The 16,331-nt window shown below is 58.5% G+C and carries 15 protein-coding genes; 6 read left to right on the forward strand and 9 right to left on the reverse strand.

Annotation, left to right across the window (positions count from 1 at the left end; all coding sequences use genetic code 11):
- Positions 1–228: 228 nt before the first annotated feature.
- From cysG to ACRESJ_RS00990, 6 genes are all read right to left on the reverse strand, one after another.
- Complete coding sequence (gene cysG / locus ACRESJ_RS00965) at positions 229–1,623, reverse strand: siroheme synthase CysG (RefSeq protein ID WP_431756203.1); 1,395 nt, start codon at positions 1,621–1,623, stop codon at positions 229–231.
- Positions 1,624–2,904: a serine--tRNA ligase gene (serS, locus tag ACRESJ_RS00970; RefSeq protein ID WP_431756204.1), complete on the reverse strand. Its 1,281-nt coding sequence runs from the start codon at positions 2,902–2,904 to the stop codon at positions 1,624–1,626.
- A gap of 15 nt (positions 2,905–2,919) precedes the next feature.
- Complete coding sequence (gene crcB, locus ACRESJ_RS00975; protein WP_431756205.1) at positions 2,920–3,294, reverse strand: fluoride efflux transporter CrcB; 375 nt, start codon at positions 3,292–3,294, stop codon at positions 2,920–2,922.
- Positions 3,294–4,616: a replication-associated recombination protein A gene (locus ACRESJ_RS00980; RefSeq protein ID WP_431756206.1), complete on the reverse strand. Its 1,323-nt coding sequence runs from the start codon at positions 4,614–4,616 to the stop codon at positions 3,294–3,296. The genes crcB and ACRESJ_RS00980 overlap by 1 nt, the downstream gene beginning before the upstream one ends.
- A gap of 155 nt (positions 4,617–4,771) precedes the next feature.
- Positions 4,772–5,395, reverse strand: coding sequence for an outer membrane lipoprotein chaperone LolA (lolA, locus tag ACRESJ_RS00985; RefSeq protein ID WP_431756207.1), 624 nt, complete (start codon positions 5,393–5,395; stop codon positions 4,772–4,774).
- 67 nt (positions 5,396–5,462) lie between these two features.
- Entirely contained in the window at positions 5,463–7,892 is a 2,430-nt protein-coding gene (locus tag ACRESJ_RS00990) for a DNA translocase FtsK (protein WP_431756208.1), read from the reverse strand.
- A gap of 286 nt (positions 7,893–8,178) precedes the next feature.
- On the opposite strand from ACRESJ_RS00990, the gene trxB reads away from it, so the two are divergent.
- From trxB to infA, 4 genes are all read left to right on the forward strand, one after another.
- Entirely contained in the window at positions 8,179–9,138 is a 960-nt protein-coding gene (gene trxB / locus ACRESJ_RS00995; RefSeq protein WP_431756209.1) for a thioredoxin-disulfide reductase, read from the forward strand.
- Positions 9,139–9,201: 63 nt separating this feature from the next.
- Positions 9,202–9,882: a leucyl/phenylalanyl-tRNA--protein transferase gene (aat, locus tag ACRESJ_RS01000; protein ID WP_431756210.1), complete on the forward strand. Its 681-nt coding sequence runs from the start codon at positions 9,202–9,204 to the stop codon at positions 9,880–9,882.
- 57 nt (positions 9,883–9,939) lie between these two features.
- Positions 9,940–10,647 (forward strand): arginyltransferase, encoded by a 708-nt coding sequence (locus tag ACRESJ_RS01005; RefSeq protein ID WP_431756211.1) that lies wholly within the window; start codon positions 9,940–9,942, stop codon positions 10,645–10,647.
- 111 nt (positions 10,648–10,758) lie between these two features.
- Positions 10,759–10,977 carry a translation initiation factor IF-1 gene (gene infA / locus ACRESJ_RS01010; RefSeq protein ID WP_002553999.1) on the forward strand — a complete coding sequence of 73 codons (219 nt, stop codon included), beginning with the start codon at positions 10,759–10,761 and terminating at the stop codon, positions 10,975–10,977.
- Between the two features lie 359 nt (positions 10,978–11,336).
- Here the strand turns inward: infA and clpA are convergent, their stop codons facing one another.
- Together clpA and clpS are read right to left on the reverse strand one after the other, a co-directional pair.
- The gene (clpA, locus tag ACRESJ_RS01015; RefSeq protein WP_431756212.1) at positions 11,337–13,607 is read right to left on the reverse strand and encodes an ATP-dependent Clp protease ATP-binding subunit ClpA; all 2,271 of its coding nucleotides are present in this window, start codon (positions 13,605–13,607) and stop codon (positions 11,337–11,339) included.
- Positions 13,608–13,637: 30 nt separating this feature from the next.
- Positions 13,638–14,021, reverse strand: coding sequence for an ATP-dependent Clp protease adapter ClpS (gene clpS / locus ACRESJ_RS01020; protein ID WP_431756213.1), 384 nt, complete (start codon positions 14,019–14,021; stop codon positions 13,638–13,640).
- Between the two features lie 224 nt (positions 14,022–14,245).
- On the opposite strand from clpS, the gene cspD reads away from it, so the two are divergent.
- Entirely contained in the window at positions 14,246–14,512 is a 267-nt protein-coding gene (gene cspD, locus ACRESJ_RS01025) for a cold shock domain-containing protein CspD (protein ID WP_431756214.1), read from the forward strand.
- Between the two features lie 78 nt (positions 14,513–14,590).
- On the opposite strand, the gene icd is transcribed toward cspD, so the two are convergent.
- Complete coding sequence (gene icd / locus ACRESJ_RS01030) at positions 14,591–15,847, reverse strand: NADP-dependent isocitrate dehydrogenase (RefSeq protein ID WP_431756215.1); 1,257 nt, start codon at positions 15,845–15,847, stop codon at positions 14,591–14,593.
- Between icd and ACRESJ_RS01035 the strand changes: the two genes are divergently transcribed.
- Positions 15,846–16,013, forward strand: a complete 168-nt coding sequence (locus ACRESJ_RS01035; protein ID WP_431756216.1) for a hypothetical protein — start codon at positions 15,846–15,848, stop codon at positions 16,011–16,013. The genes icd and ACRESJ_RS01035 overlap by 2 nt on opposite strands.
- Positions 16,014–16,331: the final 318 nt, after the last annotated feature.

Raw genomic sequence — 16,331 nt, forward strand, 5'->3', positions numbered from 1 at the left:
CCCGACGGGGATCGTGCCGAAAGGGCCGCAGCAGGATTTCACCACGGCCCATGATCGGGAGCGGCTGAGCGGGAAAGGGGTTTGGCGCAGGGCCTGAAGGCTGATCGTTCCCATGCTCCGCGTGGGAATGCATCCCGTGACGCTCCGCGTCACAGCGTTAGAAGCGGAACGCAGAGCGTCCCAGGCGGCATTCCCACGCAGAGCGTGGGAGCGATCGGTTGCAGAGATTCAGACTTGCGCCTGAGCCCCTTCAAACCACGCCAGTTTCTCGCGCAGTTGCACCACTTCTCCAACGATCACCAGGGTCGGCGCATGCACTTCGTGTTCCGCCACCAGTTGCGGCAAATCCGTCAAGGTGCCGGTAAACACCCGCTGATTGACCGTGGTGCCCTGCTGGATCAGTGCTGCCGGGGTATCGGCGGCGCGACCATGCTTGATCAACTGCTCGCAGATGATCGGCAAACCCACCAACCCCATGTAGAACACCAGGGTTTGCGCCGGAGCGACCAGATCGGCCCACGGCAAATCGGTGGAACCATCCTTCAAGTGGCCGGTGACGAAACGAACCGACTGTGCGTAATCGCGATGGGTCAACGGAATCCCGGCATAAGCCGCGCAACCGCTGGCCGCCGTGATACCCGGTACGACCTGGAACGGAATGCCTTGGGCCGCCAGTTCTTCGATCTCTTCACCGCCACGGCCGAAAATGAACGGATCACCGCCCTTCAATCGCACCACGCGCTTGCCTTGCCTGGCCAAATCCACCAAATGCTGGTTGATCTGATCCTGTGGCACGGCGTGATCCGCTCGACGCTTGCCGACGTAGACCCGCTCGGCATCGCGACGGCACAACTCCAGGATCGCCGGCGCCACCAAGCGGTCGTACAGCACCACATCGGCTTGTTGCATCAGGCGCAAGGCGCGGAAAGTCAGCAAGTCGGGATCGCCCGGGCCTGCACCCACCAGATAAACCTCACCGGTCGCCACGGGTGCTTCGCCGTCGATTTTCGCCTGCAACAGACGCTCGGCTTCCCCACCCTGCCCGGCCAGTTGCCGGTCGGCAATCGGGCCCTGGAAAACATCTTCCCAGAACGCCCGACGCTGCTGCACATCCGGAAACAGGCCTTTGACCTGATGGCGAAAACGCGCCGCCAGACCGGCCAGATGACCGTAGGTCGAGGGAATCCAGGTTTCGATCTTGGCGCGGATCAAGCGCGCCAGCACCGGTGCATCACCGCCGCTGGACACCGCAATAATCAGAGGGGAGCGGTCAACGATCGCCGGGAAGATCACGCTGCACAGCTTGGGCGCGTCCACCACATTGACCGGCACACAACGCCGATGGGCGTCGGCGGATACCTGCGCGTTCAGCGCTTCGTCGTCGGTGGCGGCAATGATCAACCCGCAACCGTCCAGGTCCGCTTCGACGTAGCCACGCAACACACACTCGCCACCGCTGCCGGCAACCAGTTCGCGCAGTTGCGCTTCGATTTCAGGTGCAACCACCCGCAGCAGCGCACCGGCATCGGCCAACAGGCGGGATTTGCGCAAGGCAATCTCCCCCCCACCGACGACCAACACACGACTGCCGCGAAGGTTATGGAACAGCGGCAGATAGTTCATTTAGCCGATGACCTCGAGGCCACCCATGTACGGTTTCAGAACCTCAGGCACGCGGATCGAGCCGTCGGCCTGCTGGTAGTTCTCCAACACCGCGACCAGCGTACGACCGACCGCCAGGCCGGAACCGTTCAGGGTGTGTACCAGTTCAGGCTTACCGGTTTCCGGGTTGCGGAAGCGTGCTTGCATGCGACGGGCCTGGAAGTCGCCGCAGTTGGAGCACGACGAAATTTCGCGGTACTTGTCCTGGCTCGGGACCCAAACTTCCAGGTCGTAGGTCTTGACCGCGCTGAAGCCCATATCACCGGTGCACAAAGCCAGGGTGCGGTATGGCAGTTCCAGCAGTTGCAGGACCTTCTCGGCGTTGGCGGTCAAGCCTTCCAGCGCTTCCATGGAGGTCGAAGGATCGACGATCTGCACCATCTCGACCTTGTCGAACTGGTGCTGACGGATCATGCCGCGGGTATCACGACCCGACGCGCCGGCCTCACTGCGGAAGCAAGGCGTGTGGGCAACGAACTTGATCGGCAGCTGTTTGGAATCAACGATTTCGTTGGCGACGATGTTGGTCAGCGACACTTCAGCAGTCGGGATCAGGTAAAGATCCGCTTCGCCTTCGCGTGCGATCTTGAACAGGTCCTCTTCGAATTTCGGCAACTGACCGGTGCCTTGCAACGCCGGGGCCTGAACCAGATAAGGCGTGTAAGCCTCTTCGTAGCCATGCTCGGTGACGTGCAGGTTGATCATGAACTGCGCCAGGGCACGATGCAGGCGGGCAATCGGGCCGCGCAGCAGGGAGAAGCGTGCGCCGGACAATTTGGCGGCGGTTTCGAAGTCCAGCCAGCCGAACTTCTCGCCGAGGGCGACGTGGTCCTGAACCGGGAAATCGAATGCGGTCGGCGTACCCCAGCGGCGCACTTCGACGTTGCCTTCTTCGTCTTTACCCACCGGCACGGATTCGTGCGGCAGGTTCGGGATGCCCAGCAGGATCGAGTCCAGCTCGGTCTGGATGGCGTCCAGCTCGACTTTACCGGCACCCAATTCGCCCGCCATGCGCTCGACGTCCGCCATCAGTGGCACGATGTCTTCACCGCGTTGCTTGGCCTGACCGATGGATTTGGAGCGTGCATTACGTTCAGCCTGCAGTGCTTCGGTGCGGGTCTGGACGATCTTGCGCTGTTCTTCCAGCGCTTCGATGCGCGCGACATCCAGGGCAAAGCCACGGGTTGCCAGGCGGTCCGCTACGTCCTGCAGGTTGCTACGTAACAGTTTGGAATCGAGCATGTCGGTCTCTCGTTATCAAAGTTTGGTCAGGGACAGGCCGGCCCAGGTGGCGAGCAGCCCGCCGAATACGCTGATGGCAGCATAGCCCAGGGCCAGCGGCACTTGCCCGCTTTCGAGCAGGCGCACCGTATCCAGTGAAAAGGATGAAAATGTCGTCAGCCCTCCGAGGAAGCCGACGATCAGCCCGGCGCGCACCTCGAACGGCACCTCCGGGCGTATCAAAAACAGACCGTATAGAACGCCGATCAGCAAACAGCCGACGATATTAACGGCCAGCGTCGCGGTATAGAAGTGCCGCGGCCAATTAGCGTTGATCCAGTTACCCGTGGCGAAGCGCAACAAGGTACCGGCCATCCCGCCGACCGATACCGCAATGATCAAGGGAACCACTATTTTCTCCGCTGCCGGGGACTCAAACGGTCAAGTTTTGCCAGGTGATTGAGCTTCTCGCCGATCTTCAATTCCAGGCCTCGGGGCACCGGTTGATAGAACGGGATCGGGTCGAGCTCTTCCGGAAAATAGTCTTCCCCAGCGGCGTACGCATCAGGTTCGTCGTGGGCGTAACGGTACTCGTCGCCGTAGCCCAACTGCTTCATCAACTTGGTCGGTGCATTGCGCAAATGCAGCGGCACTTCCAGCGAGCCATGTTCGGCGGCGGCGCGCAGCGCAGTCTTGAAACCCATGTACACCGCGTTGCTTTTGGGGGCGCAGGCCAGATAGGTGATGGCCTGCGCCACCGCCAATTCACCTTCGGGACTGCCCAGACGCTCCTGCACTTCCCACGCCGCCAGGCACAAGCTCAGAGCACGTGGGTCAGCATTGCCGATGTCTTCGCTGGCCATGCGCACCACGCGTCGGGCCAGGTACAACGGGTCGCAACCGCCATCGATCATCCGGGCAAACCAGTACAGTGCGCCGTCGGGGTTGGAGCCACGCACCGATTTATGCAGCGCGGAGATCTGGTCGTAGAACGCTTCGCCGCCTTTGTCGAAACGGCGCCGGGTATCGCCGAGCAGACTTTGCAGCAGATCGGTACCGATCTCGCTGTTGTCTTCGGCAAGATCCGAAGCGTTTTCCAGCAGATTGAGCAGACGTCGGCCATCGCCATCGGCGGCCGACAACAACATCTTGAAGCCTTCATCGCTGAGGGTGAGGTTACGCTTGCCCAAACCACGCTCTTCGGTCAACGCACGATGCACCAGTTTGCGCAGCGCCGTCTCGTCAAGGCTTTTGAGCACGTAGACGCGGGCGCGGGAGAGCAAGGCATTGTTGAGTTCGAACGAGGGGTTCTCGGTGGTCGCGCCGATGAAGATCAGCGTGCCATCCTCGACATAGGGCAGGAATGCATCCTGTTGCGACTTGTTAAAACGGTGGACTTCGTCGACGAACAGAATCGTGCGCCGACCGTATTGCGCGGCCTGCTGCTTGGCGATTTCCACCGACTGACGGATTTCCTTGACCCCCGCCAACACCGCCGACACCGTTTCAAAGTGTGCATCCGAAACTTCCGCCAGCAATCGCGCCAGGGTGGTCTTGCCCACGCCCGGCGGCCCCCAGAAAATCATCGAATGCAGGGCACCCTGCTCCAGGGCTTCGCGCAAAGGCTTGCCACGAGCGAGCACGTGCTCCTGACCGACGTACTCGTCCAGGTTGGCCGCACGCAATCGGGCGGCCAGTGGCTGGGAGATCGGGGCGCTGCGAAACAGGTCCATCACTACTTCTGAAACCTCACTGCCTTACTCAAGATACTGAACACCGCTGATCCCTGTGGGAGCGGGCTTGCCCGCGAATGCGGTGTGTCAGACTGCATGCATGGCGACTGACACACCCTCTTCGCGGGCAAGCCCGCTCCCACAGGTCCCGCGCCTCACTCCTGGATGACGTCAGCCCCTTTAGGAACGTCGAACTTGAACTTGGACGCCGGGATCGGATCGTTGGCCTTCACGCCGGTGAACAGGATATTGGTGCGCTGGCCGACGCTGTCGATCAGTTGCATGTCATTGATCAAGCCATTGCGGAACGACAGGCGCAGGCTGTCGAACAGCGTGTCTTTGGTCTTTGGTTTCAAGGTGAAATCGATCACGCCACCGGCTTCCTTGGCGCTGATGTCGAAACTCTGGTTGATCTTGGACACGTCACCGGACAGCAACAGCGCTGGCGTCTGGGTCAGGCGTACATCCAGCTTCTTGATGGTCGCCTGCTCCAGGTCAGGGTCCCACAGGGTGACCTTGCTGCCATCGGACACCACCAATTGCTCCTGTGGCGCATCGGTGTGCCAGTAAAACAGGCCTGGGCGTTGCAACGACATTTGACCGGCGGTCTCCTGCAACTGGGTGCCGCTGCCATCGACGGTCAGCTGGGAGAAACGTGCATTCAGGGTCTGGGATTTTTCCAACAGTTGAGTCAGGCGCGCCACGTCCTTGTCATCGGCGTGAGCCGAGAGCGTGGTCAAAGCCAATACCGGCAGCAACAGCATGCGGATCAGACGCATGGGAGTCCTCATAACATTCGTGGGAGTGCGGGCAGCGCCTCGGGACGCCGCCCCTTTTCAAATCAGGTCAGTCGCGTACCGGGCCAGGGGCCAGGACTTCACGGGAACCGTTGGTGTTCATGGACGTCACGACCCCGGCCATTTCCATGGCTTCGATCATGCGCGCGGCGCGGTTGTAGCCGATCTTCAACTTGCGCTGAACCGCGGAAATAGAGGCTCGACGGCTTTCCAGTACAAACTGCACCGCTTCGTCATACAGCGCGTCGGCCTCGGGATCATCGCCGTCGCCGCCACCGCTGCTGCCTTCAAAACCGCTACCGGCCTCTTCAACACCGTTGAGAATATCGTCGTTGTACTCCGGCGCTCCTCGCAGTTTCCAGGCCTCGACCACGCGGTGAACTTCATCGTCGGAAACGAAGGCGCCGTGGACGCGGATCGGCAGGCTGGTGCCCGGCGGCATGTACAACATGTCACCGTGACCCAACAGCTGTTCGGCACCGCCCTGGTCGATGATGGTCCGCGAGTCGATCTTGCTCGATACCTGGAACGCCATACGGGTCGGGATGTTGGCCTTGATCAGACCGGTGATCACGTCCACCGACGGACGCTGGGTGGCGAGGATCAAGTGGATACCGGCAGCACGGGCCTTCTGGGCGATACGTGCGATCAGCTCTTCTACCTTCTTGCCGACAATCATCATCATGTCGGCGAATTCGTCGACGACCACGACAATGGTCGGCAGTTTTTGTAGCAGCGGTGCTTCGTCGTGGATGCTTTCACGCTTGTACAGCGGATCGCTCAACGGTTCGCCAGCGTCCTGGGCTTCCTTGACCTTGGCGTTGAAGCCGGACAGATTTCGCACGCCCATCTTCGCCATCAGTTTGTAGCGTCGCTCCATCTCTGCGACGCTCCAGCGCAAGGCGTTGGCCGCATCCTTCATGTCCGTAACCACCGGGCACAACAGGTGCGGGATGCCTTCGTAGATCGACAGTTCAAGCATTTTCGGGTCGATCATGATCAGCTTGGCGTCTTCCGGACCGGACTTGAACAGGATCGACAGGATCATCGCGTTCACACCTACCGACTTACCGGAACCGGTCGTACCTGCCACCAGCAGGTGCGGCATCTTCGCCAGGTCGGTGATGACCGGCTTGCCACCGATGTCATGGCCCAGTGCCAGAGTGACCGGTGATTTGAAGTTATCGAACTCGGGCGTCGACAGCACTTCGGAGAATCGAACGATCTGCCGGTCTTCGTTAGGAATTTCGATACCGACCGTGGTCTTGCCGGGGATCACCTCGACCACACGCACACTGGTCACAGCCAGGGATCGCGCAAGGTCTTTGGCCAGGTTGGAGATGCGGCTGACCTTGACGCCAGCGGCAGGCTGGATCTCGTAGCGGGTGATCACTGGCCCCGGGTGGATCGAGTCCACGGCCACTTCAACGCCGAATTCCTTGAGTTTGATTTCCAGCAAGTGGCCAACCGCCGCCAGGGATTCAGGCGAGTAATTGAGTTGCTTCTTTTCTGCCGGGTCGAGAATCGAGATCGGTGGCAACGTGCCTTCCACGGCGCTGTCAACGAACAACGGCGCCTGTTTCTCTTTCTCCACACGCTTGCTTGGCACTGCCGGCTTGACCGGTGGCGGGGCAATCACCGGCGGCACCTGTTTCTCGCGTTCGGACATGTGCTTGCTCAGGGCCTGCTCACGCTCGATCAGACGCTCCTTGACCTTGGCTTGCTCGCGCTTGTCGGGGACGGTGGGTGCAACCACATCGTGCACACGGTCATCGACTTCACGCAGTTGCGCGACCAGTTGCTTGCGTTCGGTTCGGGCCGCCCACCAGCGATTGGCTGCGCCCTGGAACAACTCGAACAGGTCGAGGGTGATCTTGCCGGTGACGTCCATCACCTTGAACCACGACAGGTCGGTGAAAACCGTCAGGCCGAACAGGAACAGCGCGATGAACAGCAACGTGCTGCCCTGAATGTTCAAAGCGTTTTTCGCCAGGTCACCCAGGCTTTCACCCAACGCGCCACCCGCGCCGGCCGGCAGACCGGTCGCGGCATGGAAATGGATATGCGCCAGCGCAGCACCGGACAACACCAGGAATACCAGGCCGATCAGGCGCCAGGAAAACAGCCAGCCGCTCCACTGCCATGGCTCGTGGCGCTGACGGAAAATCTGGTAGGCCTTGATCGCCAGCAACAGCGGGAAGATATAAGCAAAGTAACCCAGCACCATGAACAGGATATCGGCGCTGTAGGAGCCCGCCGGACCGCCGAAGTTCTGAACGTCGTCGATCTTGCTGTTATGGCTCCAGCCCGGATCGTCCCTGCCATAGGTCAGCAAGGCCATCATCAGAAACAGGCACAACGCGCCGATGGCGATCAATGCACCTTCCTTGAGGCGGTAGTGCAATTGCTGACGCCAGAGCGGCACGACTGTTTTGGGTGCTTCGGTGGATTTCTTCAAAACGCTACTTTTCCTGCGCACAAGGCGCGTCCATCTGTTGATTGACTATAAAAAACTGCCCAATCCAGGCAGGTAAAAAGTTAACAGGCGCAACAGGGACTACTTTTAACACTGCGAGCCGTTTTTTTTAAACACGAGGCGCAATGCTTATTTTGTTACAACCGCTGTTACAACCAGGCATTGTACGGGTTTGTACGCCCAACGCCATGCTTGTGATCCTTGGGTGTAGCATAGTCAACGGCACATCACATGCGACTCAATTTGAGCATGCATTCTCTTTTGTGACAAAGGCTTATGAGGTGTAGTTATGAGCGTAGCGAAGCATCACCGCCTGATCATTCTGGGCTCCGGCCCGGCCGGTTACAGCGCAGCCGTGTATGCCGCTCGCGCCAATCTCAAACCCGTTGTCATTACCGGGATACAGGCAGGTGGCCAGCTCACCACCACCGTGGAAGTTGATAACTGGCCGGGTGATGTCGAAGGTCTCACCGGCCCGGTATTAATGGAACGCATGCAAAAACACGCCGAGCGTTTTGCCACCGAGATCGTCTACGACCACATCCATACGGCCAAGTTGCAACAGCGCCCGTTCGAATTGACTGGCGACAGCGGCACCTATACCTGCGACGCGCTGATTATCGCCACTGGCGCTTCGGCGCAATACCTGGGATTACCATCGGAAGAAACGTTTGCAGGCAAAGGGGTTTCCGCCTGCGCGACTTGCGACGGCTTCTTTTATCGCAACCAGGTAGTTGCGGTTGTCGGCGGCGGAAATACGGCGGTCGAAGAAGCCTTATACCTGTCAAATATCGCCAAGGAAGTTCATCTGATTCACCGACGCGACAAGTTGCGTTCCGAGAAGATCCTTCAAGACAAACTCTTCGAGAAAGCCGCCAATGGCAACATTCGCCTGCACTGGAATCAGAACCTGGATGAAGTGCTGGGTGATGCCAGCGGCGTGACCGGCGCCCGCCTGCGCGACAGTCACACCGGAGAAACCAAAGAATTGCCCGTGGCGGGCGTGTTCATCGCCATCGGCCACAAACCCAATACCGACCTCTTCACCGGCCAGTTGGAAATGCGCGACGGCTACCTGCTGGTCAAGGGTGGCAGCGAAGGCGATGCCACCGCAACGGCCATCGCAGGCGTGTTTGCCGCCGGCGACGTGGCCGATCACGTTTATCGCCAGGCTGTCACTAGCGCAGGCGCCGGCTGCATGGCGGCGCTGGATGCGGAAAAATACCTCGACGACATCCCCGTTGTTTAACGGCAAACTCCACGGCGGGCCGTCGGCCCGCCACCGCCCTCCCCTTCTTCAAGCCCGGACGCCATGCTGACTTGGTTACAACGCAACACCCTGACTTTCCCGCCACTGGAAAAAGCCATGCGCGATCCAAACGGATTGCTGGCCGCAGGTGGCGACTTGTCTGCCGATCGCCTGATCCGGGCTTATCGTCACGGCTGTTTTCCATGGTTTTCGGAAGGACAGCCGATCCTCTGGTGGTCGCCCGACCCTCGCACCGTGTTATTTCCCGACGAACTGCACGTTTCCCGCAGCCTCAACAAACTGCTGCGCCAACAACGCTATCGGGTGACCTTCGACCAGGACTTCGCCGCCGTTATCCGCGCCTGCGCCGCCCCTCGGGAATACGCCGATGGCACCTGGATCACCGAAGCGATGCAGGACGCTTACATTGAGCTGCACCGACGCGGTCATGCACACTCAGTGGAAGTCTGGGACCAGGACACACTGGTGGGCGGGCTGTACGGCCTGGCGATCGGCCAGATGTTTTTCGGCGAATCCATGTTCAGTAGTGCCGACAACGCCTCCAAATATGGCTTTGCCACACTGGTGCGACATCTGAAAGACTCAGGCTTCGTATTGATTGACTGCCAGATGCCTACCGACCATCTGCACAGCCTCGGCGCGCGGGCAATTCCCCGCAGCGCCTTTGCCGGTTATCTGGCGCAGTATCTGGATCGACCCAGCCGCGCAACCTGGGTTTGCTGAGCGACTTTTGCGCGCGTGGCTTACACTTAATCCAAAGCATTATCCCGAGGGTTGATCATGACCGAGTTGGCGCGTTTGAAGTTCTATGCCACTCAGCCCCACTCTTGCAGCTATCTGCCTGAGGAGCAGGCCACAACCCTGTTCCTGGACCCTAGCCAGCCCATGGATGTGCACGTCTATGCAGATTTGTCGGAAATGGGCTTCCGTCGCAGCGGCGATCACCTTTATCGGCCTCATTGCCAAAACTGCAATGCGTGCGTCCCGGCGCGCATCCCTGTCGGGCAATTCATGCCCAATCGTCAGCAGAAGCGCATTTTCAAACGCAATACCGACTTGCAGGTACGTCCGGCCAAGCCAGGCTTCAGCGAAGAGTATTTCGACCTTTACCAGCGCTACATCGAAGAACGCCATGCGGACGGCGACATGTTTCCCCCCAGCCGTGATCAGTTTTCGACATTTCTGGTACGCGACCTGCCGTTTTCTCGCTTCTACGAATTCCGCCTCGACGGCCGGCTCTTGGCGATCGCCGTGACTGACCTGCTGCCCAATGGCCTGTCGGCGGTCTACACCTTCTATGAACCCGACGAAGAACGGCGCAGCCTTGGACGTTACGCGATCCTCTGGCAAATCGCCGAGGCCCGACGACTGGGACTGGACGCGGTCTACTTGGGTTACTGGATCAAAAACTGCAAAAAAATGAGCTACAAGACCCAATACCGCCCCATTGAACTGCTGGTAAACCAGCGCTGGGTTGTTCTGAACTAGAGCATGCCTTAAACCCCTTGGCTTGAACCCCACTTTTCGGGCACAATGCACGCCGCTTTTGCCTGGCGCAGTTGCACCGGGCCATTCATTGGACACCGAGGGCTTTACTGCATGTCGAAAGAAGACAGCTTCGAAATGGAAGGCACTGTCGTCGACACCCTGCCAAACACCATGTTTCGCGTGGAATTGGAAAATGGGCACGTCGTAACCGCGCATATCTCCGGCAAGATGCGCAAGAACTACATTCGTATTCTTACCGGTGACAAAGTGCGCGTCGAGCTGACGCCCTATGACTTGAGCAAAGGGCGCATCACTTACCGCGCTCGCTAAGGTAGGAGCGAGCTTGCTCGCGAAAAACCTGAGAGCACCGCGTTAAGTCAAACCCCCGCATCATCGTTGACGACCATCGCGAGCAAGCTCGCTCCTACAGAGATAGGGCGTGCTCGCGAATCTAGTCAACACAAAACGCCCGGCTGATGCCGGGCGTTTTTGTTTGCCTGCGAATCGCGGTAGGCACTCGTTCCCACGCTCTGCGTGGGAATGCCTCCACGGACGCTCCGCGTTCGGCTCTGGATTTTGGGACGCGGAGCGTCCCGGGCTGCATTCCCACGCAGAGCATGGGAACGATCAAAATAGCAGACAACAAAAAGGCGCCCAATCGGCGCCTTTTTGCTTTGTTGCTGTAAACGTCAGGCCATCTCGGCCGTAGTCTCGAAGTCGAAGGTCAGCTCGCCGTCCTTGATGTCGATGTGCACCACACCGCCATGCTCAGCCAGTTCGCCAAAGAGAATCTCCTCCGCCAATGGACGCTTGATCTTGTCCTGGATCAGGCGAGCCATAGGTCGAGCACCCATTGCCGAGTCGTAGCCACCGGCCGCCAGCCAACTGCGAGCCGCATCCGTGACCTCCAGCAACACACGCTTGTCCTCCAACTGCGCCTGAAGCTCGGTAAGGAACTTGTCCACCACACTCTTGATGACCTCATGACTGAGGCGACCAAACTGGATAATGGTGTCAAGGCGGTTGCGGAATTCCGGCGTGAAGCTCTTCTTGATCACTTCCATCGCATCGGACGAGTGATCCTGATGGGTGAAACCGATCGAAGCCCGCGCTGCAGTTTCGGCACCGGCGTTGGTCGTCATGATGACGATCACGTTACGGAAGTCCGCCTTGCGCCCATTGTTATCGGTCAACGTACCGTGATCCATCACCTGCAACAGCAGGTTGAAGACTTCCGGATGCGCCTTCTCGATTTCGTCGAGCAGCAGCACGCAATGGGGTTGCTTGGTAATGGCTTCGGTCAGCAAGCCGCCCTGATCAAACCCGACATAACCCGGAGGTGCACCGATCAGACGCGATACGGTGTGGCGTTCCATGTACTCGGACATGTCGAAGCGAATCAACTCGACGCCCAAGGCTTTGGCCAATTGCCGAGCTGCCTCGGTTTTACCGACACCGGTAGGTCCGGCGAACAGGAACGAACCGACAGGCTTGTCCGGCGACTTGAGGCCGGCACGGGACAGCTTGATAGCGGTGGCCAGGGAATCGATCGCAGCATCCTGACCGAACACGGTCAGCTTCAGGTCACGCTCCAGATTACGCAGCAGCTCTTTGTCGGAGCTGGTGACGTGCTTTGGAGGAATCCGAGCGATTTTCGCGACGATGTCCTCGACTTGCGGCACTTCGATACGCTTTACACGCTTCTCGATCGGCTGCAGGCGCTGGTAAGCACCGGCCTCATCGATGACGTCGATGGCCTTGTCGGGCATATGACGGTCATTGATGTATCGCGAGGCCAGCTCAGCAGCCGCGCGCAGGGCTTCATCGCTGTACTCGATATTGTGATGGGTCTCGAAACGCCCCTTGAGGCCACGCAGAATTCCGATGGTGTCTTCCACTGAAGGCTCCGACACATCAACCTTCTGGAAGCGCCGAGCCAGTGCCCGATCCTTCTCGAAGATCCCGCGGAACTCCTGGAACGTTGTGGAACCGATGCAACGAATATCACCGGAGGACAGCAGCGGCTTGAGCAGGTTCGAGGCATCCATGACACCACCGGACGCAGCACCCGCACCAATGATGGTGTGGATTTCGTCGATGAACAGGATCGCCTGCGGCCGTTTTTTCAGCTCGCCGAGCAACGCCTTGAAGCGCTTCTCGAAATCACCACGGTATTTGGTCCCGGCCAGCAAGGCACCGAGATCGAGGGAATAAACCACGCTGTTGACCAGCAAGTCGGGGACCTGGTTGTCGACAATGCGCTTGGCAAGACCTTCGGCAATCGCGGTTTTACCCACGCCCGCCTCGCCCACCAGCAGCGGATTGTTTTTGCGACGACGCGCCAGGATCTGCGCAACGCGCTCGACCTCCAACTCACGACCTACCAATGGATCGATACGACCCTGGCGCGCGAGTTCATTGAGGTTGCTGGCATAAGCATCCAGAGGATTGCCTGAAGATGAAGACTCACCGCCTTCCTCGTCTTGCATATCTTGCTCACCTTCAGAGTGATCGCCGTGCCCTGGCACCTTGGAAATACCATGGGCGATATAGTTGACGACATCAATACGGGCAACGCTCTGCTGTTTCAGCAGGAACACCGCCTGACTCTCTTGCTCACTGAAGATCGCGACCAGCACATTGGCGCCAGTCACTTCGCGTTTGCCCGAGCTCTGTACGTGAAACACAGCACGTTGCAGTACACGCTGAAAGCCCAAAGTTGGCTGGGTTTCACGATCCTCGTCATGCACGGGGATCAAAGGCGTGGTGGAGTCGATGAACTCCTGCAGGTCGTGCTTGAGTTTGTCGAGGTTTGCACCGCACGCACGTAAAACGGTGGCGGCGGCCTCATTGTCCAATAGGGCCAACAGCAGGTGCTCGACGGTCATGAATTCATGACGCTTCGAACGTGCCTCCTTGAAGGCAAGATTGAGGGTGACTTCGAGCTCGCGGTTTAACATAGCTTCACCTCATACCCAAGTGGTCGGCGATTAACCGTCCTTCTCGATTTCACAGAGTAGCGGATGCTGGCTTTCCCGGGCGTACTGGTTGACCTGCATGGCCTTGGTCTCGGCGATGTCGCGGGTAAACACTCCACATACTGCCCGTCCTTCTGTATGGACGGCCAGCATGACCTTGGTCGCCAGCTCGCGATTCAGGTTAAAAAACACCTCGAGCACTTCGACGACGAAATCCATCGGTGTGTAGTCATCATTGAACAAAACCACCTTGTACATCGGCGGTGCCTGTAAAGCAGGCTTGGCCTCCTGAACAGCAATGCCTGCGGAATCGTCGTCGTGTTCCTCCGGATGATCTTTTTGGAGAGACGGGCGGTCCTGATTGAATGTTAGTCGAATCTGGCTGATTGCATGCATGGAAAGAAAGGTTCGTCAGTTGTTCAAACACAGTGGTGGGGGCTGCTATCAGCGTTTTCAACTCCGACTGCCTGGTCAGCTTGACTATCGGCAAAAGGGTGTTACAAACAATAGAGCCCACAGTGGGTAAAAAAGGTCCGCGGAGTCAACTTTTTTCTAAGAAGTGACTGCGGATGAACTGGATGATACTCCAGTGATGGAGTCTGTTGCAGAGGGAGTTGGGTATGTCAGGTCTTAAGATCAGTGGCAAAGTGAAATGGTTCAACAATGCCAAGGGTTACGGATTTATCAATGAGGACGGCAAAAGCGAAGACCTGTTCGCGCACTACTCGGCCATCCAGATGGAGGGTTATAAAACCCTGAAGGCGGGACAAGCTGTCGTGTTCGAGATCATCCAGGGGCCTAAAGGCCTGCATGCGATCAACATCGCCAACCCTGTGGACACCTCGAAAGTCGCGACGCCCGCCGCACACTCGACTGCAACGGTTTAAAACGACACAGCCATCCAGTCATAAAAAACCGCCCGACTCAATCACTTGAGCCGGGCGGTTTTATGCTGCCTGAAGAAACTACATGTGCTTGATCAGTGCTTCACCGAACCCGGACGACGAAACCAGCGTGGCACCCTCCATCAGGCGCTCGAAGTCATAGGTCACGGTCTTGGCCTTGATCGCGCCGTTGGTGCCCTTGATGATCAGGTCCGCCGCTTCGGTCCAGCCCAGGTGACGCAGCATCATCTCCGCCGACAGGATCACCGACCCCGGGTTGACCTGGTCCTTGCCGGCGTATTTCGGCGCGGTGCCATGGGTGGCCTCGAACATGGCCACGGTGTCGGACAGGTTGGCACCCGGTGCGATACCGATACCGCCCACTTCTGCCGCCAGGGCATCGGAGAGGTAGTCACCATTGAGGTTCAGGGTGGCGATCACGTCGTACTCGGCCGGACGCAGCAGGATCTGCTGGAGCATGGCGTCGGCGATGGCATCCTTGACGATGACTTCGCGACCGGTTTTAGGGTTCTTGAATTTCATCCACGGACCGCCATCGAGCAGCTCGGCGCCGAACTCGTTCTTCGCCACCTCATAGCCCCAGTCCTTGAAGGCGCCTTCGGTGAACTTCATGATGTTGCCCTTGTGCACGATTGTCAGCGACTCGCGGTCGTTGTCCACCACGTACTGCAGTGCCTTGCGCACCAGGCGCTCGGTACCTTCTTTCGAAACAGGCTTGATGCCGATGCCGCAGTCCTGGTCGAAACGGATCTTGGTGACGCCCATTTCTTCTTTCAGGAACTTGATGACTTTAGTGGCCTCAGGCGAGCCGGCCTTCCACTCGATACCGGCATAAATGTCTTCGGAGTTTTCGCGGAAAATCACCATGTCGACGTCGCCAGGCTTTTTCACCGGGCTTGGTACACCATCGAACCATACGACCGGGCGCAGACACACGTACAGGTCCAACTGCTGACGCAGGGCAACGTTGAGGGAACGGATACCACCGCCGACGGGCGTGGTCAGAGGTCCCTTGATGGAGACCACGTAATCTTTCACGGCATCCAGGGTTTCCTGGGGCAGCCAGGTGTCCTGGTCATAGACCTGGGTGGCTTTCTCGCCAGCGTAGACTTCCATCCAGGAAATCTTGCGCTTGCCCCCGTAGGCCTTTTCCACGGCAGCATCAACCACTTTGATCATTACGGGACTGACGTCGACGCCAATACCGTCGCCTTCGATGAACGGGATGATCGGATTGTCAGGAACATTGAGAGAATGGTCTGCATTGACGGTGATTTTGTCGCCGACGGCTGGAACCTGAATCTTCTTGTAACCCATGCTGAACTCCATCGATTGGATTGAACATCTGGCTTGGTTCGAGCGTAACCCAGTTAAATCAACGCGCAAACCCTCTGTTCCAACCATCTGCTGCAAAGCCACACAACTGGTGCGCTACAAGCCTGAAAGCAAAGGGAAAAGCGCCAAAACCAAGCACGACGAATGACTCTACGCCCGGCTTGTCCCTGCGACCTTTAGACCAATGGACGACATTCGATGTGTATGAACCATCGGCAGATTGCCAGCTACCTATGTATAATGCCGCCGCTGACCAAAGGGTCACGACGGTTTGAGTGCTCTATGACGAGGCTTTTAACCTGAAATGTCGGCCTGTTATCGCAGCCCGGCTACTTGACGCCCTACTGATGCACCCAACATCACAGCAACGAAACCTCGATATTCGGCTCATGGATGACTTTGAACGAACGCGCTTACCCGGCGCCCTCGAGTTTCTGCGCACGCTTTAGCAAAGAAGAGAGAGTTA

Origin of the sequence: Pseudomonas sp. (assembly GCF_050739655.1) — a bacterium.
Classification (GTDB): Bacteria; Pseudomonadota; Gammaproteobacteria; order Pseudomonadales; family Pseudomonadaceae; genus Aquipseudomonas.

Excerpts from the sequence above, each read along its gene's own strand:
- cysG (WP_431756203.1), bottom strand. The coding sequence starts at position 1,623 with ATGAACTATCTGCCGCTGTTCCATAACCTTCGCGGCAGTCGTGTGTTG.
- serS (WP_431756204.1), bottom strand. The coding sequence starts at position 2,904 with ATGCTCGATTCCAAACTGTTACGTAGCAACCTGCAGGACGTAGCGGAC.
- ACRESJ_RS00980 (WP_431756206.1), bottom strand. The coding sequence starts at position 4,616 with ATGGACCTGTTTCGCAGCGCCCCGATCTCCCAGCCACTGGCCGCCCGA.
- lolA (WP_431756207.1), bottom strand. The coding sequence starts at position 5,395 with ATGCGTCTGATCCGCATGCTGTTGCTGCCGGTATTGGCTTTGACCACG.
- trxB (WP_431756209.1), top strand. The coding sequence starts at position 8,179 with ATGAGCGTAGCGAAGCATCACCGCCTGATCATTCTGGGCTCCGGCCCG.
- aat (WP_431756210.1), top strand. The coding sequence starts at position 9,202 with ATGCTGACTTGGTTACAACGCAACACCCTGACTTTCCCGCCACTGGAA.
- ACRESJ_RS01005 (WP_431756211.1), top strand. The coding sequence starts at position 9,940 with ATGACCGAGTTGGCGCGTTTGAAGTTCTATGCCACTCAGCCCCACTCT.
- infA (WP_002553999.1), top strand. The coding sequence starts at position 10,759 with ATGTCGAAAGAAGACAGCTTCGAAATGGAAGGCACTGTCGTCGACACC.
- clpA (WP_431756212.1), bottom strand. The coding sequence starts at position 13,607 with ATGTTAAACCGCGAGCTCGAAGTCACCCTCAATCTTGCCTTCAAGGAG.
- clpS (WP_431756213.1), bottom strand. The coding sequence starts at position 14,021 with ATGCATGCAATCAGCCAGATTCGACTAACATTCAATCAGGACCGCCCG.
- cspD (WP_431756214.1), top strand. The coding sequence starts at position 14,246 with ATGTCAGGTCTTAAGATCAGTGGCAAAGTGAAATGGTTCAACAATGCC.
- ACRESJ_RS01035 (WP_431756216.1), top strand. The coding sequence starts at position 15,846 with ATGCTGAACTCCATCGATTGGATTGAACATCTGGCTTGGTTCGAGCGT.
- icd (WP_431756215.1), bottom strand. The coding sequence starts at position 15,847 with ATGGGTTACAAGAAGATTCAGGTTCCAGCCGTCGGCGACAAAATCACC.